17 protein-coding genes are annotated in these 22035 nt (G+C 51.3%); 5 read left to right on the forward strand and 12 right to left on the reverse strand.

Features of this window, described 5'->3' with window-relative positions; all coding sequences use genetic code 11:
- Positions 1 to 26: 26 nt before the first annotated feature.
- A complete protein-coding gene (locus I2123_RS23780) occupies positions 27 to 1010 on the reverse strand; it encodes a DUF1852 domain-containing protein (protein WP_213052664.1) in 984 nt (327 codons plus the stop codon).
- A 371-nt stretch (positions 1011 to 1381) separates the two neighbouring features.
- Between I2123_RS23780 and I2123_RS23785 the strand changes: the two genes are divergently transcribed.
- Positions 1382 to 2092, forward strand: a complete 711-nt coding sequence (locus tag I2123_RS23785; protein ID WP_213052665.1) for a GntR family transcriptional regulator — start codon at positions 1382 to 1384, stop codon at positions 2090 to 2092.
- On the opposite strand, the gene I2123_RS23790 is transcribed toward I2123_RS23785, so the two are convergent.
- Positions 2089 to 3288, reverse strand: coding sequence for an enolase C-terminal domain-like protein (locus I2123_RS23790; RefSeq protein WP_213052666.1), 1200 nt, complete (start codon positions 3286 to 3288; stop codon positions 2089 to 2091). The two genes, I2123_RS23785 and I2123_RS23790, sit on opposite strands and share 4 nt — an antisense overlap.
- 328 nt (positions 3289 to 3616) lie before the next feature.
- Here I2123_RS23790 and I2123_RS23795 point away from each other — a divergent pair, with 328 nt between their 5' ends.
- Complete coding sequence (locus tag I2123_RS23795; protein WP_213052941.1) at positions 3617 to 5005, forward strand: PTS transporter subunit EIIC; 1389 nt, start codon at positions 3617 to 3619, stop codon at positions 5003 to 5005.
- A 5-nt stretch (positions 5006 to 5010) separates the two neighbouring features.
- On the opposite strand, the gene I2123_RS23800 is transcribed toward I2123_RS23795, so the two are convergent.
- A complete protein-coding gene (locus tag I2123_RS23800; RefSeq protein WP_213052667.1) occupies positions 5011 to 5883 on the reverse strand; it encodes a fumarylacetoacetate hydrolase family protein in 873 nt (290 codons plus the stop codon).
- Positions 5884 to 6090: 207 nt separating this feature from the next.
- Here I2123_RS23800 and I2123_RS23805 point away from each other — a divergent pair, with 207 nt between their 5' ends.
- Complete coding sequence (locus I2123_RS23805) at positions 6091 to 6966, forward strand: LysR family transcriptional regulator (RefSeq protein ID WP_244879936.1); 876 nt, start codon at positions 6091 to 6093, stop codon at positions 6964 to 6966.
- Positions 6967 to 6995: 29 nt separating this feature from the next.
- Here the strand turns inward: I2123_RS23805 and I2123_RS23810 are convergent, their stop codons facing one another.
- From I2123_RS23810 to pdxR, 9 genes are all read right to left on the reverse strand, one after another.
- Positions 6996 to 7961: an ABC transporter ATP-binding protein gene (locus I2123_RS23810; protein WP_112164520.1), complete on the reverse strand. Its 966-nt coding sequence runs from the start codon at positions 7959 to 7961 to the stop codon at positions 6996 to 6998.
- Positions 7958 to 8962 carry an ABC transporter ATP-binding protein gene (locus I2123_RS23815; protein ID WP_112164519.1) on the reverse strand — a complete coding sequence of 335 codons (1005 nt, stop codon included), beginning with the start codon at positions 8960 to 8962 and terminating at the stop codon, positions 7958 to 7960. Before I2123_RS23815 ends, I2123_RS23810 begins: the two co-directional genes overlap by 4 nt.
- The gene (opp4C, locus tag I2123_RS23820; RefSeq protein ID WP_167457494.1) at positions 8959 to 9906 is read right to left on the reverse strand and encodes an oligopeptide ABC transporter permease; all 948 of its coding nucleotides are present in this window, start codon (positions 9904 to 9906) and stop codon (positions 8959 to 8961) included. The genes I2123_RS23815 and opp4C overlap by 4 nt, the downstream gene beginning before the upstream one ends.
- On the reverse strand, positions 9906 to 10865 hold the full coding sequence (locus I2123_RS23825) for an ABC transporter permease (RefSeq protein WP_213052669.1): 960 nt from the start codon (positions 10863 to 10865) through the stop codon (positions 9906 to 9908). The genes opp4C and I2123_RS23825 overlap by 1 nt, the downstream gene beginning before the upstream one ends.
- Positions 10866 to 10915: 50 nt before the next feature.
- The gene (locus I2123_RS23830) at positions 10916 to 12535 is read right to left on the reverse strand and encodes an ABC transporter substrate-binding protein (protein ID WP_244207786.1); all 1620 of its coding nucleotides are present in this window, start codon (positions 12533 to 12535) and stop codon (positions 10916 to 10918) included.
- Between the two features lie 360 nt (positions 12536 to 12895).
- Positions 12896 to 13882: a replication initiation protein gene (locus I2123_RS23835; RefSeq protein WP_112164516.1), complete on the reverse strand. Its 987-nt coding sequence runs from the start codon at positions 13880 to 13882 to the stop codon at positions 12896 to 12898.
- 1384 nt (positions 13883 to 15266) lie between these two features.
- Positions 15267 to 15476, reverse strand: coding sequence for a plasmid partition protein ParG (locus I2123_RS23840; RefSeq protein ID WP_056779680.1), 210 nt, complete (start codon positions 15474 to 15476; stop codon positions 15267 to 15269).
- Entirely contained in the window at positions 15473 to 16099 is a 627-nt protein-coding gene (gene parA, locus I2123_RS23845; RefSeq protein ID WP_056779683.1) for a ParA family partition ATPase, read from the reverse strand. The genes I2123_RS23840 and parA overlap by 4 nt, the downstream gene beginning before the upstream one ends.
- Positions 16100 to 17639: 1540 nt before the next feature.
- Positions 17640 to 19154, reverse strand: a complete 1515-nt coding sequence (gene pdxR, locus I2123_RS23850; protein WP_213052670.1) for a MocR-like pyridoxine biosynthesis transcription factor PdxR — start codon at positions 19152 to 19154, stop codon at positions 17640 to 17642.
- Positions 19155 to 19293: 139 nt separating this feature from the next.
- Between pdxR and I2123_RS23855 the strand changes: the two genes are divergently transcribed.
- A complete protein-coding gene (locus tag I2123_RS23855) occupies positions 19294 to 20562 on the forward strand; it encodes a 4-aminobutyrate--2-oxoglutarate transaminase (RefSeq protein ID WP_112165981.1) in 1269 nt (422 codons plus the stop codon).
- An 8-nt stretch (positions 20563 to 20570) separates the two neighbouring features.
- Positions 20571 to 22025: an NAD-dependent succinate-semialdehyde dehydrogenase gene (locus tag I2123_RS23860; protein WP_213052671.1), complete on the forward strand. Its 1455-nt coding sequence runs from the start codon at positions 20571 to 20573 to the stop codon at positions 22023 to 22025.
- Positions 22026 to 22035 lie beyond the last annotated feature (10 nt).

Raw genomic sequence — 22035 nt, forward strand, 5'->3', positions numbered from 1 at the left:
ATAGATGACCTTGTAATTTTGGTTAATCAAAGAACGGAAGCAGCAGTCCATTGTTCAAGAACACGTTGGTAGGGTTTGATGAAGTTTTCCTCAGTAAACTTCCCCTGCTCAATAGCTAACTGGCTACGTTCCTCTCGATCATAAACAATTCGCGTTAAAGAATAATCCTGGAAATTTAAGCTTGGCTGATACTCTTTTCCTGCCGCTGAATTCGCATTGTAAATCTCAGGTCGGTAAATCTTTTGGAAAGTTTCCATCGTGCTGATGGTACTGATCAGCTCAAGATTCGTGTAATCACTGAGTAAGTCGCCAGAAAAATAGAAGGCCAAAGGCGCAACACTGTTTTTAGGCATGAAATAACGCGCACGCAATCCCATTTTTGAGAAATATTCATCCGTCAGAGAAAGTTCATCCTGCTGATATTCGATGCCCAATACCGGATGTTCATTACCCGTACGGTAATAGGTGTTTTTACTTGAAACACTCAGACAAATGACCGGTGTTTTATTAAAGTTGTCTTTATAAACATCTGAGTTAAGGAAGCATTTAAATATATTGCCGTGGAATTCGCCAAAATTGTCAGGAAGGCTAAATTCAGTTTGCTTTTTATTGTGCTCAGGCAGTAATACGCTAAAGTCAAAATCTCGCACATAAGAGGAAAAATTATTCCCCACAATGCCTTCAAAGCGTTCGCTGGTTTGTTTATCAACGATATTGGTTTTCAGTATTTCAATCACCGGGAAGGAATCAGCCTTTCCTTCAATGTGAATATTCAACTGAACCGTAATGATTTCAAGTTCGACTGAATAACGGTCACCTTTCGGGTTATCCCAATGTGCCAGGGAATTGAAACGGTTATCAATCATCACCAGAGTGTTGCGCAAGTTTTCCTGGCGTTTCTCACCCCTTGCCAAATTGGCAAAGTTGGTTGTAATACGCGTACTTTCCGAGGGGTTATAATTTTCGTCGAAACGAATGCTCTTAAGAGTAAAAGTAAATTCTTTATTCATTGTAATTTGACTTCCCGACTTCTGATATAAAACCTGATTTTATTGGTTGCTTTTCAGGGCTTCCCCGTTTTTTTGGTTTTTTAGCAGTCTTCATGTTTTATTAGGTTAACAGCGATGTACAATTTATGCCTGAGTCGTTGATTGAGGAAAAGTGATTTAATTTCACTGAACATGAACGATATTCATGATCGGGTATAGGATCAGGATGGCGGCAGGGAGATGTTCAGCGTGACTCACTGAACAGCTGTAGTAAAGCAATGAATAAGAGGATTGATGATGCTCTTCATCCCTAAAAGGGATAACACCACGATTTGCCCTCCCCGCTCCCCCATGTTCAAATACCCTTTTTACCCGTTCTCACAGAAGCGCCGATGAAAAAAAGTGAATTTATCGCTCAGGATCTGCTGAGCAAGATTTATCAGCACAGCGGATCACTCCCTGAAAGGTTGCCGCCGGAGCGCCAGCTGGCAGAGGAGTACGGGGTTTCGCGTTTCACAGTGCGTAAGGCGTTGGAAAAAATGGTGAGTATCGGGGCAGTGCGGATCGTTCAGGGCTCGGGGATTTACATTAATCCTGGCGTCAGCAGTAATCCGCTGGTGTACAACTCGATCACTGAGAAGAAATTCACCGACATCAGTTTCAAAATGCTCGAGCTGCACAAGCGGCGGCCTGACAAAGAAGAACAGCAGGTTTTCGGATTAACCCGCGACGATTTTATCTGGGCATTCACCCGCCTGCGCCGCATTAATCAGCGCAATGTGCAGATAGAATACTCACGCATGCCTGCAGAGGGTTTTGCCGATCTGAATCAGACAACCATCGAGCATTCGATCCAGCAATACGTACTGAGCAAAGGCTATGCGATTTCGCATTCCCTCACCCGCTATCAGGCGGTGACAGTCAGTAAAGAGCAGGCGCAAACGCTCGGTTGCAAAAAAGGCATCGCCGCCATGCACATTACCAACAGAGGCATTTTGCAGGGCGGCCGGGTATATGCGTTCAGCGATATCGTGGATATCGATTATTCCTGTACCTACGTCATCCCGTTTAATCAGGACAATCTGGCCTTCCGCCAGACCTAAGGCGTATGGATCACGCCGTTCGGCAGGCGGCTTTGCGTCCATTCATGCGGGCGATACACCACCGGAAACTCATCCGCCGCCTGTTGGTCAAATCCCACACCGATCCCCACCTCTTCACTCGGATAAAAGTAGCCGTTCTCGGGTGCCTGAGCGCCGGGGAAAACCCGCTGCGTATTCGCCGGATAGGCCACAAACTCCTGGATCGCAGCGTTATGCAGATGGATATTCAGATGCGTATTCACCGCAGCGCCGATGGGCGTCATATCCGGCGGGCAATGCCATGCCAGCCGTACGCCGAAGCTCTGACAGAAATGCGCCAGTTTCAACGCAGGGGTGATGCCGCCGATTTGTGAAACGTGGCAGCGAATGAAATCGATCCGGCGTTTGATAATCAGATCTTTCCATTCGGCGGGATTGTTAAACAGCTCGCCGGTCGCCAGCGGAACAGCGGTCTGGTTGCGGATCTGCGCCAGCCATTCGTTTTGATCCGGCGGCAGGATATCTTCGATAAAGTAAGGGCGATATTGCTCGACGGCTTTGGCGAACTGCACCGCCTGCTGCGGGAACAAACGTTCGTGAACGTCGTGCAAAATATGGAACTGATTGCCGTATTTCTCACGCAGTGCTTTGAACATCGCCAGCGTGTTATCTGTGTACTGATCCTGATCGTAATACGCGCCTGCCGACGGTTCACGCGTGCTGTGGAAATCACGCGCATTACCGCCGTAAAAGCCCAGCTGGCAGCGGATATGGCGGTAACCTTCGGCCAGAAGACTGTCTACTTTCACGTAGAGTTCTTCCAGCGTTTCCCCGGCGGCGTGGCTGTACGCAGTCACCGCATCTTTCGATTTCCCCCCAAACAGATGGTACAGCGGCATATTCGCCAGTTTGCCTTTAATATCCCACAGCGCCATATCAACGCCTGCGATAGCATTGTTAATCACCGGCCCGTTGCGCCAGTAAGCGTTGACCATCATCATCTGCCACAAATCTTCGATATGATTAGCATCGCGGCCAACGAGCAACGGTTTCAGGTATTCATCCACCATCAGTTTGACCGCCAGCGGACGTTGCTGGAACGTCGCACAGCCCAGCCCGAAAACGCCGCCGTCGGTTTCAATTCTCACTACCACTAAATTATGGCGATCCGGGCGGGTAATCTGGCATTCAATATTCGTAATCAGCACAGGCTGCATGAGAAATCCTTAATACTATTCATAATGAAAGTCTGACTTGCCAGCAGAATAAAATGGCAAAGGAATATTCGTATTGAGGTTATTTCAACGTATTTTCGTCCCGCTTGTAAACCTTAAATTGATGATTTTATTTTGGTCTGAAAGCACCTCGAATAGCTCCTTAAAACCGTACCAATTTTGCTTTTACCGCTGATAAGCTGGCTTTGCAATGCAGTTATGTGATGAAGATCCGGTTTTATTGGTTTGTTTTTAAAAACGTGCGTCATTACACTTCATTCCCATCTGACAAAACCTTTCGTCGCGGAGTTCCAGGGTGAATACAGAAACAATGCAGTCAGTAATTAAACTGGTTGGCGGTGCAGAAAATATAAATAAAGTCTGGCATTGCATGACGCGTCTGCGTTTTGATTTAGTGGATGAAAATAAAGTCGCGTGGGAAGAGATTAAAAATCTGCCGGGCGTTTTAGGTGCGCAAAGCCAGAGCGATCAGGTTCAGATCATCATCGGGCCAAAGGTTAATGTGTGGTACGAAGCTATTGTGTCACAGCTGGAACCGGTCGCCGGGGCAACAGGAAATGTTTCCACAAAAGGACGCAAAAGCCTGGTCTCGCTGTTCATGGACACAGTCTCCGGCGTGTTCGGGCCGATCGTTCCGGCCATCGCAGGCGCGGGGATGATCAAAGGGTTACTTGCCGGACTGATTGCGCTGAAAATTATCTCGGGAAAAAGCGAAACGGTAATGATCATTGATTTGATCGCCAGCGGCGTTTTCTACTTTCTGCCCTTTTTCCTGGCGGTCTCCGCAGCCAGGATCTTCAAAACCAACGAATACCTCGCAGCCGCCGTGGCGGCATGCCTGATGTATCCGACGCTCATCGACGCCGCGAAAGCCCTGGCCAGCCATACAGCTGGCGCACCGACCGCGCTGTATTTTATGGATGTGCTGCCGGTCTCGGTCTTCAACTATTCGGCCAGCGTGATCCCGGTGATTTTCTCGGTACTGGCGCTGAGTTACATCCACCGCTGGGTGGATAAAATCATGCCGGACGTGCTGAAAACCGTTTTCACACCCACCCTGACGTTGTTTATCGCCGCGCTGGTTTCGCTTACGGTCATCGGCCCGGCGGGGATTTACCTCGGTAAACTGCTGGCGTTCGGGATCCAGGGATTATTTGACGTCTCGGCGGTGTTTGCAGGCTTTATCGTTGGGGCGATCCGTCCGGTGGCGATCCTCACCGGGATGCATCACGCCATGACGCCGATCGCGCTGCAAAACTTCACCGATCAGGGCTGGGACATGCTGATGCCGATGATGTTTATGGCCAACATGGCGATTGCCGGATCAACCTTTGCGATTTATTTCCACGTCAAAACCCGCGAACAGAAATCCGTGGTGCTGTCGGCAGCGATTTCAGGGCTGTTGGGGATCACCGAACCGGCGCTGTTCGGCGTACTGACGCGCTACAAAAAAGCGTTTATCGCGACGACAATCAGCAGCTCGGTGGCATCTGCGTTCATCGCTTTCTTTGGAGTGAGATTGTACGGCTATATTCTGTCGAGTATTTTCAGCCTGCCCGCCTACATCGGCCCGTACTTTATCTATGTTCTGATGGGCGTGACGCTGTCTCTGGGGCTGTCATTTACGCTGACATATCTGATGGTCGTAAAAGGAAAAGGCGCCGAACAGACGGCGCCTCTGGTAAATCAAACACGTTGATGTGTTCAGGCCGCTGTCTGGGACTGAACGATCCCGGACAGCGCCGAATCCTGAATACGGTTGGTCAGACGGCCAATGTTTTCGATTTCCACTTCGATGACGTCATCCTGATGCAGGAACAGCGGAGGAACGCGGGTTTTACCGACGCCGCCCGGAGAACCGGTCATGATCACATCCCCCGGTGAAAGCTGTGTAAACGTGCTGATATAAGCGATGATCTGCGGAATGGTGTGGATCATGTTGGCGGTAGTGTCGTCCTGCACCAGACGGTTATTCAGCCAGGTTTTAATTTTCAGATTCTGCGGGTCACCCACTTCATCCGCAGTCACCAGCCACGGGCCAAACGCCCCGGTAGACGGCCAGTTTTTTCCGGCGGTGTACCATTTATGCTGCCAGTCACGCACCGAGCCATCCATATAGCAGCTGTAGCCCGCGATATGGGCAGGCGCGTCTTCCGCTGAAATGTTGCGGCCTGTGCGCCCGATAACAATCGCCAGCTCGCCTTCGTAATCAAACTCATTCGTTGATGCCGGTTTAATCACGGTGCCGTTATGCCCTACCTGAGAATCCGCAAAGCGGATAAACAACGTGGGTGCCGGATTCGTTTCGTTAAATTCTTTACGCTTTTCCGCGTAGTTCATGCCCACGCCAAAGATTTTACCCGGACGGTCAATGACCGGCAGAAAACTTATGTCGTTCAACTGAAGATCAGCAGACTGTGCGACGTAACGTTGCAGTGAGTCGAGCGGGTGATGCGCCATGAATTCGTTAATATCCCGGCACCCGGCGTGGAGGCCCACGTCGACGATGCCGTCAGCGTTAAGGATGCCAAAACTTTTTGTGTGTTCTTTATTGATGACGAAATTAACAATTTTCATAGATGTACTCAGATTCTTATTTTACTTAAAACAGGCGGATTCGCTGCCGCAATAACCGGCCACGCCAGGCCTGCGACCCCGAAGATCGCGAGATTATTGACCCTGCCTCTCATGCCTTCTACTATATTTTATTACCAAATCGATGAATTTCAGGAATACATGATAAATAACAGAGACCTGGACTACTTTGTGACAGCAGCGCAGATAATGAATTTGAGACTTGCGTCACAAAATTTAAATATAACTCAGCCTGCACTTTCCAAATCTATCACCCGTCTGGAGAAAGAACTCAGCATAAAACTGTTCAAACGGGCAGGTCGCGGGCTGGAGCTCACCGAGGCGGGTCGCATTCTTTATCAGCGTGGTCTGGCGCTGCAAAGTTCGTATCATGAGATAACGGAAGTGATGAATGAATTGAGCAGCGGTGCAGGCGGTATTGTGCGCGTGGGGATTTCAGGTTCCTCAACCCAGTTCCTGTTGCCAGAAATCTGCAAAATGTTGCAGTCGCAGGTGCCGAACATGAAGCTGGAAATTCAGATCGGCATGAACGACGTGCTGTTCACTCTGCTGGAACGCCACGCGATAGACATTATTATTGGCCCGCTGGTGAATTACGAAAGCCCGGTCGTACAACTTCCGGTCACCGCCGACCGCGTGGTGGTCTGCGCCTCCAGTGACCATCCGCTGGCTGGCAAACCCACGTCGTTGCGCGACCTCAGCCGCTTCGGTTGGATCTTACCGGCTAAAACCGTGTCGATGCGCCAGTGGCTGGACGGGATCTTTTACGAGAACCATTGCCCGCCGCCGGACGTCAAAGTAGAAATCAGCTCGCTGGCGTCCGTTCCCGGTTTGATCGCCAAAAGCGGGTTGCTGAGTTTTCTTTCTGAAAATATTCTGGCGGAAGAAGAGTTTATTTCGCGTCTGATCCGCATCGATAACGATCAGCTGGTAATGGAGCGCCGTGTGGGGATCACGTGGCTGGAAGGGGCATTTTTGTCACCCGCCACGCAGAAAGTGATCGAAGTGACTAAGGCCGTCGGAAAGAAAATGCTGATGGAAAGCCGCCGGGTATTGGAGGAATAACCTCCTCACCGGCGAAAAAGTAAGGTGAATCAGACCAGATGACAGGCCACGCGATGGCCGTTTTCCACGTCACGCAAGAGCGGGATTTCCGCGCGGCAGCGTTCGGTTGCCAGCGGGCAGCGGGTGTGAAAACGGCATCCGGCAGGAGGTCTGGAGGGATCCGGAATTTCACCGCTGACCATCGCCACCGGTTCGCTGTCAGGGTCGAGGGTCGGCACCGCGGCCAGCAGCGCCTGCGTGTAGGGATGCAAAGGCTGGCGAAACAGTGCGTCACGACTGGCAGTTTCCACCAGCTGACCAAGATACATCACCGCCACATCGTCACAAAGATGCTCAACCACGCCCAGATCGTGGGAGATAAACAGAAACGTCACACCGTGATCGTCACGTAAATCCGAGAACAGATTGATGATTTGCGCCTGAATCGACACATCCAGCGCAGAAATGGGTTCATCGGCAATGATAAATTCCGGTTGCAGGATTAGCGCGCGGGCGATGCCAATACGCTGGCGCTGACCGCCGGAAAACTCGTGCGGGAAGCGATTGTAATGCAGCGGCGAGAGGCCGCAGATCTTCATGACTTCCAGCACTTTGGCGTGTAGTTGTGCGCGCGTACACAACTTGTGTTCCAGCATTGCTTCACCAATGGCGTCACCGATGCGGATCCGCGGGTTCAGCGAACTGTAGGGATCCTGAAACACCAGCTGAATTTTAGGCCGCAGCGCTTTCAGCTGTTTGGGTTTTAGCCGGTGCAGATCTTCCCCGCGAAATTTCACGCTGCCCGCCGTTTTGTCATACAGCCCAAGCAACGTGCGCCCGACGGTCGTTTTGCCGCTGCCGGACTCTCCCACCAGGCCAAAAATGGTGCCTTTGCGGATATTAAAACTGACGCCATCCACCGCGCGCACCTGGCCGGTTTCCTGCCCGAATACGCCATCGCGGATCGGGAAGTGTTTTTTCAGCCCATCGACTTCAATCAGATATTCCGTGCTCATGACGGCAACTCCCCGCTTTTCATTTCATTCGCCGGACTCAGTCCGCTGTAAAAACACGCGGCCTGTCGCGACTGCCCTTCCAGCGGCGGAATGCCCTGACGGCAACGCTCTGTCGCGCGATCACAGCGATCGGTGAACGCGCAGTAAGGCGGCAAGGCGGCCAAATCTGGCACCTGACCGGGGATGGAATATAACCGGCGGCGGCGTTCCCCTGGCGTCGGCCTGGAGGCAATCAGCCCCTGTGTGTACGGATGCAGCGGGTTACGCAGCACCTCAGCAGTCGCCCCCTGCTCAACGATTTTACCGGCGTACATCACCACCACGTGGTCGGCCATTTGCGCAATCACACCTAAATCATGGGTGATCAGCATCAGCGCCATATGATGCCGCTGTGCCTGTTCGCGCAGTAAACGCAGGATCTGCGCCTGCACGGTAACGTCCAGCGCGGTCGTCGGTTCGTCGGCGATGAGCAGCTGCGGTTTACAGCTCAGTGCCATCGCTATCATGATGCGCTGCAACATGCCGCCGGAAAGCTGATGCGGGTAACTCTTCATCAGGCTTTCGGCGCGCGCCAGCCCGACGTCGGTAATCATTTGCGTCGCCAGCGCCCACGCCGTTCGCGGTGACTCACCCCGGTGGCGGATCAGAGGCTCGACCAGCTGTTCGCCAATCGTCAGCACCGGATTTAGCGCCGTCATCGGTTCCTGAAAGATCATCGCCAGCTGATTGCCGCGTAAATCGGCCATTTGCGACGGACGCAATTTAAGCAGATCACGCCCCTGAAATAAGATTTCGCCGCCGTCGATACGCGCCGCCTGAGGCGGTAACAGCCCCATCAGCGACATGGCGGTGACGCTTTTGCCGCAGCCGGATTCGCCAACAATGCCGACGGTTTGCCCGGCCTGAACGTCAAACGTAACGTCCTGCACCGCACGCACGCGCCCCTGATCGCTGGAAAAAGAGAGAGAAAGCTGATTAAAACGGATCAATGGCTGAGTCATTTTTTGCTCCGTTTCATTTTGGGATCGAGCGCATCACGCAGGCCATCGCCCAGTACGTTTATGGCTATCACGGTGATGAAAATCGCGATACCCGGTGGCATCCACAACCACGGACGGCGCTGGAAGTCGATCAGGCTGTTGGCGGCATCCATCATATTTCCCCACGACGGCGTTGGCGGCACCACACCCAGACCGAGATAGCTGAGTGCGGATTCGCTGAGGATGGCATTGGCAACGGCCATCGTGGCCATGACGACCAAAATCGGGACCGTATTCGGCAATAAATGGCCGAACAAACGACGGCGCGATGACAGACCGAGCACCTGCGTCGCGAGCATAAAATCACGCTCGCGCAGTGACAGGATCTGGCCGCGAACCAGACGCGCCAGCTTGGGCCACTCCAGCAGGCTGAGCATGACAATCACCATGTAGACGCGTGAATCCGGCGAGAAATCCAGTTCCGACAGCATCGCACCCATGACAATCAGCAGTGGCAAACTGGGGATCGTCATCACCAGATCGGCAAACCGCATGATGATTTTATCGGCCACGCCGCCGAGATAACCCGATACCGCACCCAGCAGATAGCCAAGTGTCACCGAAAGCAGCATCGTCAACAGTCCGATGATGAGCGAGATGCGCCCTGCCAGCAGCAGACGGGTGTAAACGTCACGCCCGAGAAAATCTGTGCCGAGCCAGTGTTGCGCATTCGGTGCTTTATTAATCATCAGGGCATCGGTGGCATCCTCCCGCCAGGGCGAAAAGTAAGGGCCTACTACGCACCAGACCGCCATCACCACAAGTAAGATCAGGCAAAACATCGCCAGCCGGTTCTCGCGCAGTGCCTTCCACGCCTGCTGCCAGGGTGACGGTGTCACTTGTGCCATCACCGGGATTTGTGCGTCGCGCAGCCGGCGGTTAGTTGAAAATAACGATCCGAACATCACGACCTCACACGAATGCGCGGGTCAGCCCACGCGTAAAGCACATCGGCAATCAGGTTGCCCAGAATAGTTAACACCGCCAGAAACAGCGTGAACCCCATCAGCACCGGGTAATCACGCGCCGCCAGCGAATCGATATGAATGTGCCCCGCTCCCGGCCAGTTAAAGACTTTCTCAGTGATAAGCGCACCGGAAAACAGCCCCGGCAGCTCGAATCCCAGCAGCGTAATGATCGGCAGCAGCGCATTGCGCAGCGCATGTTTGAAGATAACCGTGCGTTCGCGCAGCCCTTTGGCGCGCGCGGTGCGAATGAAGTCCATACGCACGACATCCAGCATACTGGCGCGGAAATAGCGTGTCAGGCTGCCCGCCTGCAGCATCACCAGCGCCACCACCGGGAGCACCAGGTGCGCCGCCACCTGCATCACCCAAGCCCAGCCTGTGGCATCGCTACCCGTGTTGGTCATACCGCCCACCGGCAGCCAGTGCAGATCCACTGCAAACCATTTGATCAGCAGCAGACAGAGGAAAAATGTCGGAAAGGACATTGCGGCGAAAATCACCACGCTGACCACGTGATCGAACAGCGAATAGGGTTTCATCGCCGAGACAATGCCCACTGCCAGCGCGATCCCCCAGTAGAGCACCATCGCGATAGTGGCCAGCAGGAAGGAGTTCCAGATGTACTGGTTCAAAAGCTGGCTGACGGGGATCTGATATTGCAGCGAGAACCCGAGATCGCCCTGTAACAGATTCCCCAGCCAGTGCAGATAGCGGCTGATTAACGGCTGATCGAGGCCGTATAACGCTTTCAGCTCGGCAGCGCGTTGTGCCGTAAGGGTGATGTTTCCGTCGATGAAATCGCCCGGCGTTTTGGCAAACAGCATGAAGATGAGCAATGAAGCGAGGAACAACATCGGAATGGTTTGAAGCAAACGACGCAGAATGAAATTTCTCATGACTTTCTCATTGAAGCTGCCGGTCAAGACCGGCAGCAACGTGATTTTGATTATTTGACGATTTTGACATCCGGCAGGCTGCCGGTCAGACCGTTATAGATGTCCGGTTTGAAGCCGGTCACGCGGGCGCTGCTGGCCGACAGAATCTTACGGTTACCGAGCAAGATGACCGGGGGATCGTTAGCCAGCACCTTATAGAGTTCATGATAAATTGGCTTACGTTTTTCGATATCCAGCGTGGCATTACCCTCGTTGATGAGCTTATCCACTTCGGCATTGTGATAGCCCTGAACGGCGGCCTCGGTGCTGTAGAAGTCCCATACGCCATCGTGCGGATCGTTCAGCGTACTGGTGCTGAAGGACGCAAGATCGTAATTACCGGCCTTGCGCTGCGACATCAGCGCATTGAAGTCCACCACCTGAGGTTTCAGCAGCACGCCAATTTTCTGATAATCCTCTTTAGCGATCGGGATCAGCGCATCGTTCAGCACTTTTTTGCTTACTAACAGCGTCAGTTCCAGACGTTTTCCGTCTTTTACGCGGATGCCGTCGCTGCCGGTTTTCCAGCCCGCTTCATCGAGCAATTTCTTCGCCTGCGCCGGATCGAATTTATACGGATTCACGCCTTCCGTGTTGTAAGCCCAGGAGATCGGCGAGATTGGCTCGATGGCTACAGTACCGTAGCCCTGATAAACCACGTCGATCAGTTTTTGACGATCCAACCCGTAGATCAGTGCCTGACGCACTTTCGCATCCTGCAACGCCGGACGTTTAAGGTTGAATTCAATCTTGCTGTAATCGCTGGATCCATACAGGTTGATGTTGGCAAAGCCGAGTAACTTCAGCTGTTCGATATCATCCGGACGGGAAGTGAACGCATCGTAATCGGTGTCACCGGTCTGGAATAACTGGAAGTTGGTCGATGGATTGGTGACACGGTAGATGAAACGTGGGGTTGGCGGGACGCCACGGTAGTAATTGGTATTAGCGTGGAAACGGATCTCCTGCCCCGGAATGTATTTGTCATAGACATACGGGCCGTTACCGAGCGGTTTGCCATGCAGCGTGCGCAGATAATCGAGATTTCCACGCTGATAGCCTTTACCGTAATACGCTTTCGACAGCACCGGGCCGCCGATCTTTTGCAGCGTGGTCGCGCCCGGCTGGGTAGTCGTCACCTGGAGGGTCAGCGGATCCACCACTTTCAGCCCGCTGACGCTGTCGGCTTTGCCTTGCTTATAGTCATCACCGCCTGCGATGTGTGCCAGCGTGATGTCTGTGTCGCCATCGTATTTCGGGTCATACAACACGGTCAGGGTGAATGCGACATCCTCTGCCGTCAGCGGTGAACCGTCACTGAATTTCAGATTCGGGCGCAGCTTTATCGTGTAGGTTTTACCGTCCGGGCTCACCGTCCAGCTTTCAGCCAGACCGGGAACCAGCTTGCCCTGACTGTCCCAGTCGACCAGGCGTGCGAAGATTACGTTAGTGACGTTCTCATCCCACCCGTTTACGAAGAAGTACGGGTTGAAAATCCCCTGCGGTTCGGAGATCCCTGCGATCACGGTGTCGGTGCGCAGTTTTGCCGAAGCAGGTACCTGACTGGCATCGGTAGCTGGCGTGATGCCTTCTTTGAGCACGTCATCAGCAAATCCAAAAGAAGAAAACATTACGGCGCTGGCCAGTAATGCGATTTTGAAAGAATTCGGTACTGTAGCCAAAAGACATCCCTCTTCAATAAGTGTGCATGCAGTTTACAAAACATGACGAAGAGTAAGGTTGGGGTTTGTCCTTGTCTAACAACGAAAAAATATGGCTTATAGCTTTTAAAGAGCTTGCTGTAAAAGTCGCCAAAACGGTTATGTGGAAACTTTTCCTGATCACACCCAGTAAGTACTTACTAACTCTTTAGCCCCGCGAAGAAGCTGATCCTAAAAGAAAGACCAGCGAAGACCTTGGGATCGCGGGCTATAAAAAACGGCGTATCTTGTGACAGATACGCCGTGATGACTGATACAACAGTGCGGCGGTTAGGCGGCAGTTTTCTTGCTACGGGCGCTGACTTCCGAGAGGATCTCTTTTTGTTTGTTCTTCTCGCCAATCATCTTGTACCAGCCCGCAAGCTTGCGCAGATCCGGCAATGTCGCTTTCTCATCCACATCGTAAGCACTTAATTTATCGCGATACTCTTCAAAGATACCGATACAGCGTCGCGCCCATTCACCTTCCAGCGCAGAGCCTGCCACAGCACGCGGACGACGTGGTAAACGCGGACGCAGTGGTTTGCTGGCCTCTGGCGTGGATTCATCCACGTAGGCGAACTTGATGGACATGACCGTTCTGCCCTGCTTCACCGGCTCCCAGACTACGGAGATATCCGTATTGGCATTGATCCGGTTAATCGTTGGCTCCAGCAGCTTTTGGCGGAAGTCACGATAGTCCTCGTATTTGCCCGCCAAACCGGCCTTCTCGCGCATCCAGTTCAGATCCAGGGTCACTTCAATGGCTTTACCGCTGCGGCGCCCATAGAGGTTCTTGGCTTTGATTAGCCAGCCATACAGACGAACGGAGAACGGTGTATCGAGTTTTGCAATGTTGGCAAAATTCAGCTTAGTAAAAGATTCTTTGAGTTCATAGAGATACGGCGCAACATCCTGCCCAAACCTCAGTACCACCGCGCTGTGATCGTCACTGCTGACGTATTCCAGACGCGAGAACCAGGACAATTGCACGGTACGCACCTTGCCGGTTTTGACGTCCGGTTTGTAGATCGTCACCGGTTTTTTCATCAGGCTTTCCGCCGCTTCGCGCAGCTGCCGGTGGCTGCTGGTCGGGTTTACCCCGTAGATACGCTGATAATCCTGAGGAAAAAGACGGTACAACGTGTCCGGTTGCGGTTTCCTGCTATCAATTTGTGCCAGAGCCAGGTTCAGCAGGCGCATTTCATCCAGAGTGACGCTGTAAGCGCCTTCCAGAAGATCGTTCCCCTGAACTACGGTCAGTTTATTCAGTTCCATGTAGCAGGATCCATAGGTGGAAAGTAGGTAAATTATTCCACATAAAAAATACTAACGTAAAGTAAAAACAGGTGTTATTTATTCCTTATACTTCAATTGTTTAAGTAAGGATCGAAAAAGACAGATCAGGAAAAACCTCCACATATTGATTTCAGAACCACAAAGGATCCTTTTTTTAACATCTTGGATCATCACACTTTTTACAGGAAATCACTCCACATATGCCGTGGAAGATCATTTTGGAAGTTCGCGATTATTGAGGAACATGAAAAGCCAGAATTCATTCCGGACTACAGAAAATCACTCCACATGAGTCGCGAGAATGCCTATTAATCATACGTAATCGGTTTGTGATCAACTTCTCACTTCTTCAGAACCGGCAAAAGTACCCTGCCCCGGACGATCATCAGGAAAAATCTCCACATATGTCTCCCAGAGGGATCAGATAATCTTTCCACATGTAGCATAAGGTGATCGCGAGCTCAGGAAATCTCTCCACATAAGTGTTCAGGGGGATCACAGAAAATGTCTCCACGTATAGTCTGCCAGGGGATCAGGAAATCTTTCCACCTGTGGGTGAGAAATCATTTATCCGATCAAACTTTCGAGCATCATTATCGTTACGAGATCAGGTAATGTTTCCACATATCAATATGTGACACCGTCACCTATACTAGTAACTATTTGATTTAACATGATTAAGTGACTTATTCACTTCTCTTTGTCACGTAAGTTGATCAGATAATTCTTCCACATAAGAGGAATCAGGGATCAGATAATCTCTCCACATATGCTCTTTTACTGTGAAAAAAGTGAAGCTGGTTTGCCAGATCTAGTGGGTTCACGATCCAAAAGTGACAGTTAGGGCATCACGTGACGCTGTCACAGGAAATTCTTCCACATATAGATGAAATATGAGATCAGGAAATCCCTCCACCTTGTAGAAAAACTGTTTTCTGACGGTAAGTTAGCGAAGAATTGGCTAGAATAGGCGTAGGAGCATCGGATGAGGCAGGATATCCACAGGAAATCTCTCCACGTCGATAATCTCCTGATCCATAAAGACTTTATCCACAGGAAAAAGCTCTACATTGATCATGAAAAGGATCCACATCCAACAGGAATGATCTCCACCCCAGACAGGAAACCTCTCCACAATTGCACGTGTAACTTATTAATATTTAAAGTAAAAAACAGCCCTTAAAGAGAAAGATCTAAACTTTAAAAAGAAACAAAACATTATTTGATCTTGGGATCTTCTTTAATGCTGGGAGGGTGTTCAGGAAAATATCAAAGAGTAGAAATTTGTTATCTGGCAGAGGGTTAGTGCGGTATTTGCCAGAAACGGGCCCGCTTTGACCCGTTCCGGCGCAAGATCAGTGACTCACGAGCGTTCGTTATTGATAAGCCAGCCCTGGATCAACTCCGTCAATACGTCTTTCATCTCGCGATCCTGCAGGAAGCAGCTGGTTTTGAAGCGGCGGTGCAACTCTTCGTCAATGTTGGTCTGCAATTTTTTAACTGAAGCTGGTGGCTTAGCTACAGCGTCCAGTGCTGTAGTCAGTTGTCTGTGCTGGCCAAGTTTCATTTTCATTTCAACAACTCCGTAATTTCTTTTGTCATGATTTCAATCTCGCCCTTCGCGTTACCATCCGTTGTATCGAAAACAGTGCCGCCGTCCATCATTGTACGTATGTAAACCTGGCGCTGAGTCGTGCCGGTACGCAATGCAGGAACGCCTGTATCAGCAATCGAGGCTTTGAGGACTTCCAGCATCTTAGCGGATGCGACCTTTTTAGTGATCAGGAAACGCGCAATCACCGGCTGCAAGTTTTCGCGTGCCTCGACGACGGCAAGAATAGCGCCACAGGCTGCAAAATCTAAAGGTGACGGTGTCACTGGTATCAGTACCAAATCACTGACCATAACAGCGGCCGAAGAAATTGCTGAAATTGCAGCAGCTCCATCAATTACCACGTAATCATATTCTTTCAGTTGCTTACGTACGGTGTAGACTTCTTTTTCAGAGGCGGCTTCAGCCAGGTCGAACTGACATTTGCTATCGTCGTACCAGTTACTGATACTTCCTTGTGGGTCGGTATCGACCATCACGACCTTGTGACCTTGTCTTGCAAGACAGGTAGCAATGTTAATGGACGTCGTGGTCTTCCCTACCCCGCCCTTCCCGTTGAGGAAGGAAATAATTTTCGCTGCCATAACACCCTCTTGATGAAGCGTTCGGTGAATTACTTGCATCCCAAAATTCTGAGATTTTAGGATTCAAAAAGTTTGTAATCATAGGATTCTGAGATTTTAAAATCCATGAATCATAGGATTGAGTTGCTACTATAAGGTTTGCATCGGAGGATTTCAATATTTAAGGATTACTGAATTACAAAATCCTATGATTAGGGGATTCTGTGATTCCTTTCCCGGCGTCACAGTTAAAGGGCATGGTCTGAAGTAAAGGGGGTGAATGCATATTCTGTGATTGCAGGATTTAAAGATACTAAGATTATGGAATCCGTAATAGATTGCCCTTAATGGTCGACAGTGCGTAATTTCCTATCTCACAAGAAGCTTGTAATCATACCGGTCGGAATTTTAACATTCACTGAATTATGGGATTCTATGATTTCATGATTTTTGAATCTCAGGGGGCTGAGATTTTAATGGGTTGCTAATGTCTAACCAGAAAAGCAGAAATGAACAATTGGGTATACAAGCAAGAATGCTACTGTAAAATCTCACCATCTCACCATCTCACCATCTCACCATCTCACCATCTCACCATCTCACCATCTCACCATCTCACCATCTCACCATCTCACCATCTTAAAATCCTCATACGATATTGATTTCATAATCTCATCATCATTAGATTGCAGGGTTACGTGATTTTGAGATTCAACAATCCTGAAATCACCAAATCACCAAATCACCAAATCACCAAATCACCAAATCCTGAGCTAGTGGGATGACAGAACATCATGATTATAGGATTCTTCTGTGAGTTTAGTGAGAAACTATAAGATGATAGAAGGTTAAGATTCCAAGATTCTGGCATTACAGGATTGAGGCCAAAGCTATAAGTTATCCCAGGATGGTAGGATCATTTTAAAGGTTATGATTTCAGGATTCTGTGATTCTACATCGGTTGTCGTGGTTTTACCGTATCGGTCACGGAGCAAACTTTGAAGAATCTCAAGATTCTGTGATTATATTAAAATCCAATAATCCTGAGATTATTGGCGAGCAAGTGATTACAGGATTTTATAATCATTATATTATAATCAATTACTTATGAAAGTGATAAACTTCTGGGATTCTAAGATTCAAGTATTTTAAAAGTATCCTGAAATCCCAGGATTTTATTCCATGATCCAAGAATCTCAGAATATAATTTTAAGAATCATAGGATTTTAGCATCTTGAGATTAATATCTTTAGATTATGCCCGTGTCAGGATTAACTAATCCTGACATCCAGTTACAGGAAAAATGTGGATGCTGTGAGTCTTAGCCTGTAACGCAAATCCTGAGATTATGGGATTGCAGTGACTTCTGGGAATATGAGATTAGGTGATTGTAAGATTTCAGGATTATGGGATTCAACTAAGATAAAGTTACAGAATCACAGAATCACAGAATCACAGAATCACAGAGTTACGGAATCACATAATGTTGAGATGTTGAGATGTTGAGATGTTGAGATTATAAGAGGCATCGTGATGACACCTCCAGAGATTTTTTACTGCGTCACGATTCTGCGATATTGCACTTTGAGGATATCAGCCTTGGCTTGAGTGAATCCACGATATGTCTAAAAGCCGCTTCGATATCTTCCTCCGCCACACATCCGTAGCCGATCAATAATCCTCGCCGGGAAGCAGGGCGCAGGTAATAAGCGGAAAGAGGGCGTGTCAGCACATTTTTTTGTTCAAGCTCCGCGCTCAAAGCAACATCGTCAATTGAATCCGGTAAGGAAAGAATCAGATGTAGCCCGGCGTTGCTGTTCTCGCACATATATTCCTGGCCGAGTTCCTGCTCAATCATTCGCGTCAGTGCACTGCGGCGTTTGCCGTAAATCAAGCGCATGCGGCGGATATGCGCGGCGTAATGCCCTTCACGGATAAACTCCGCCAGCGTTAGCTGGGTCAACCCGTTCCCCCCTCGATACAACTCCGAATGTGCGATTTTCAGCCGCGATGCCAGCTGACGCGGCAGAACGACATAGCTGATACGCATTGCGGGATACAATGTTTTGCTAAACGTCCCGATGTAAATGACCGGTGCATCGCTGGTCAACCCCTGAAGCGCAGGGATCGGGCTGCCGGAATAGCGAAACTCACTGTCGTAATCATCTTCTACCACCCAGCTGCCTTGCTGCGCTGCCAGCGCGAGGATTTTTTGTCGCCGCGCCAGACCCATTACGGAACCCAACGGGTAATGATGTGACGGTGTCACGCATATCAACTTTGGTGCACGCGCCTCTGGCTGATTTTCTGGCGGGTCCATACCGTTATCGTCCACGGCAATGGGATGAATATCTACCCCGTTCACCGAAAGAACGTTCCGGATCCCCCAGTAACTCGGCTCTTCAATCCATGCTACATCGCCTGGGTCGCAGATCATTTTCGCCAGCAAATCCAGTGCCTGATGAGTACCTGCGGTGATGAGGATTTGGTCTGGCGTGCAATCTACTGAGCGCGCTATGCGCAGATAATCCGCCAATGCCTGTTGCAGTTGCGGGCAACCACCGTGGCGGGAGTAAGTGAGGAATTCAGGATGCAGGCGTCGGCTCAGGCGGTTTTGCAGTTTGCGCCAGATATCATGAGGAAATTGAGTGACATCTGGCACGCCAGGCATAAATGCGCCCCACTGGTGCGAAGCAACCCCCGTTCGGGTTAGCAACTGCGAGCCGCGTTTGGATAGCGTGACGTGACTGCGCGCTGGTGCGCACTTCGTCAGTGTCTTATCGGCAATAACACCGTCACTGGGTAAATCGGCGGTAACGAAGGTACCGCTTCCCGTCCGGGTTTGAATATATCCCTCTGCCTGCAATTGTTCATAAGCTGCAAGCACGGTATTACGCGAAATATCCAGTTCTTTGGCGAGATCGCGCGAAGCGGGCAGGCGGCTGCCGGGGCTGATGCTGCCGTCGAAGATAGCCTGTTGTAATACCAGATAAACCCGCTTGTTCAGGGTGCTCTGTGTGGTGCCGGCCATACTGGTCAGCCGCTGCAAAATGAGGTCAGAAAGCAGTGAACGCAAAAGTGGATCCTCGAAATAAACAGAACTGGTTCTGGATTATAGGGCCGCTGACAGGATAAAAAACAAGGGTAGATAACAACTTTCATACTTTATTGACCCCCGAACCTACAAAACATCAGCCTCAGGGCAGGAGAAAAACATGAGTCACAGCGAACTGGAAAAACGCCGTAAAGAAGCGACACCGCGCGGTGTCGGCGTCATGTGCGATTTTTACGCAGCGAAAGCCGAAAATGCCACGTTGTGGGATGAAGAGGGCAAGGAGTACATCGATTTTACAGCGGGAATTGCTGTGCTCAATACCGGCCATCGCCACCCAAAAATTGTCGATGCTGTCCGCAAACAACTCGATCAGTTCACGCATACCGCCTTTCAGATTGTCCCTTACGCCAGCTTTGTGACCCTGGCGGAGCGCATCAACGCGATTTCCCCTGTGGCGGGAAAAGCCAAAACGACCTTTTTCTCGACCGGCGCTGAAGCAGTGGAAAACGCGGTAAAAATTGCCCGCGCCGCCACAGGCCGACCGGGCATTATTACCTTCACCGGCGCATTTCACGGGCGCACGTTACTGACCATGGCGCTGACCGGCAAAGTGGTGCCGTACAAAGTGGGCTTCGGGCCTTTCCCGGCATCCGTTTACCATGCGCAGTTCCCGAATGCCCGGCATGGCGTCAGTACGGAAATGGCGCTCGACAGCATCGAACGTATTTTCCGCAGTGACATCAGTCCGTCGCAGGTCGCCGCGATTGTCTTCGAGCCCGTTCAGGGGGAGGGCGGTTTCAACATCGCACCGGATGATTTCGTCACGGCCCTGCGTGAAATCTGTGACCGCCACGGCATCGTGCTGATCGCCGATGAAGTGCAGAGCGGCTTTGCGCGTACCGGCAAAATGTTCGCAATGGAGTACTACGGCGATGCTAAACCCGATCTCGTCACCATGGCGAAAAGCCTCGGCGGCGGTCTGCCTATTTCAGGTGTGACTGGCCGCGCTGAATTGATGGATGCGCCAGAGCCGGGTGGTCTCGGCGGCACTTACGCCGGTAACCCGCTGGCCGTAGCCTCTGCATTGGCGGTGCTGGATATTATCGAAGAAGAAAAGCTGTGTGACCGCGCTAACCGTCTGGGTGCAGAACTGGTGGAAGTGCTGGAAACCGCCAAAAGAACCTGCGCTGCGCTGGTGGATGTTCGCGCGCGCGGTTCGATGGTAGCCGCAGAATTTAACGATCCTGCGACGGGTAAGCCTTCGCCAGAGCTGACCAAACAGTATCTGCGCAAGGCGCTGGATGCAGGTTTGCTGATGCTGAGCTGCGGCGTGCACGGCAACGTGATCCGTTTCCTGTATCCGCTGACTATCCCTGACGCCCAGTTTAAAGATGCACTGGCGATTTTATCTCGCGTACTGGCTGACTGAGGGATCTCATGCAACTGAAACATCAAACACTGCTGCGCCAGCAATGCCTGATCAATGGCGAATGGCTGGACAGCGAAAATGGCGAACGCGAAAACGTGATTAATCCGGCGACCGGCAAGGTTCTCGGCAGCGTTCCGCAAATCACCACGGCGCAAGCGGCGCAGGCTATTGTTTATGCAGAACAGGCGCAGGTGGGCTGGCGGGAGAAAACCGCCAAACAACGTGCCGCGCTGATGCAAAAATGGGCACAGCTGATGATCGAACACGCAGACGATCTGGCGGCATTGCTGACCGCAGAACAGGGCAAGCCGCTGGCGGAAGCGCGGGGTGAAATCGTCTATGCCGCCTCTTTTATAGAATGGTTTGCGGAAGAAGCAAAACGCGTCGAAGGCAGCGTGCTGGCGCCGGTTCAGGCGACACAGCGTTTGCTGGTGCTAAAACAACCCATCGGCGTGTGCGCGGCGATCACTCCGTGGAATTTCCCGGCGGCGATGATTACCCGCAAGGCCGCACCTGCTCTGGCGGCGGGCTGCTCGATGATCGTCAAACCGGCCGAACAGACGCCGCTAAGCGCGTTAGCCCTCGGGCAATTGGCCATCGAAGCCGGTATTCCCGCGGGCGTATTGCAGGTGATCACCGGTTCCGCCCGTGAAGTTGGTAAAGTGCTTTGCGAAAGCCCGGTGGTTAGGAAACTCAGCTTTACCGGTTCGACCGAAGTGGGACGTATCCTGATGGCGCAAAGTGCGCCAACGGTAAAAAAACTCTCGCTGGAACTCGGCGGCAATGCACCGTTTATTGTCTTTGATGATGCCAATCTGGAACGCGCGGTGGCGGGCATTATGGCGTCAAAATTTCGCAACAGCGGGCAAACCTGCGTCTGCGCCAACCGTATTTATGTCCAGCAAGGCATCTATCCCGCGCTGCTAGAAAGACTGGTGGAAGAAGTGGAAAAACTCAGTGTTGGCGAGGGTTCGAAACCAGGCGTGACGCAGGGGCCACTTATTGATGACGCCGCGATTGCTAAAGTGCGTGAACACATTGCGGATGCGCTGTCTCAAGGCGCAACGCTGCTCACCGGCGGGGAACCGCACGCGCTGGGCGGAACGTTCTTCCAGCCGACTGTGGTGGGGAACGTTACCTCATCAATGAAATTCGCCCGCGAAGAAACCTTCGGGCCGGTCGCGCCCGTCTTCATGTTCACTGACGAAGCTGAAGCCGTGGCGATGGCCAACGACACTGAGTTCGGATTGGCTGCGTACATTTTCACGCGTGACGCCGCGCGCCAGTGGCGGGTGCCGGAAGCGCTGGAGTACGGCATGGTGGGCATTAACACCGGGCTGATTTCCAATGAAGTCGCGCCGTTCGGTGGTATTAAGCAGTCCGGGCTGGGTCGCGAGGGATCACGTCACGGTATGGACGATTATCTGGAAATGAAATACCTGTGCATCGAACTGATGGACTAAGCCGTTCATT

It is taken from the genome of Rahnella inusitata (assembly GCF_018288855.1).
Taxonomy (GTDB): domain Bacteria; phylum Pseudomonadota; class Gammaproteobacteria; order Enterobacterales; family Enterobacteriaceae; genus Rahnella; species Rahnella inusitata.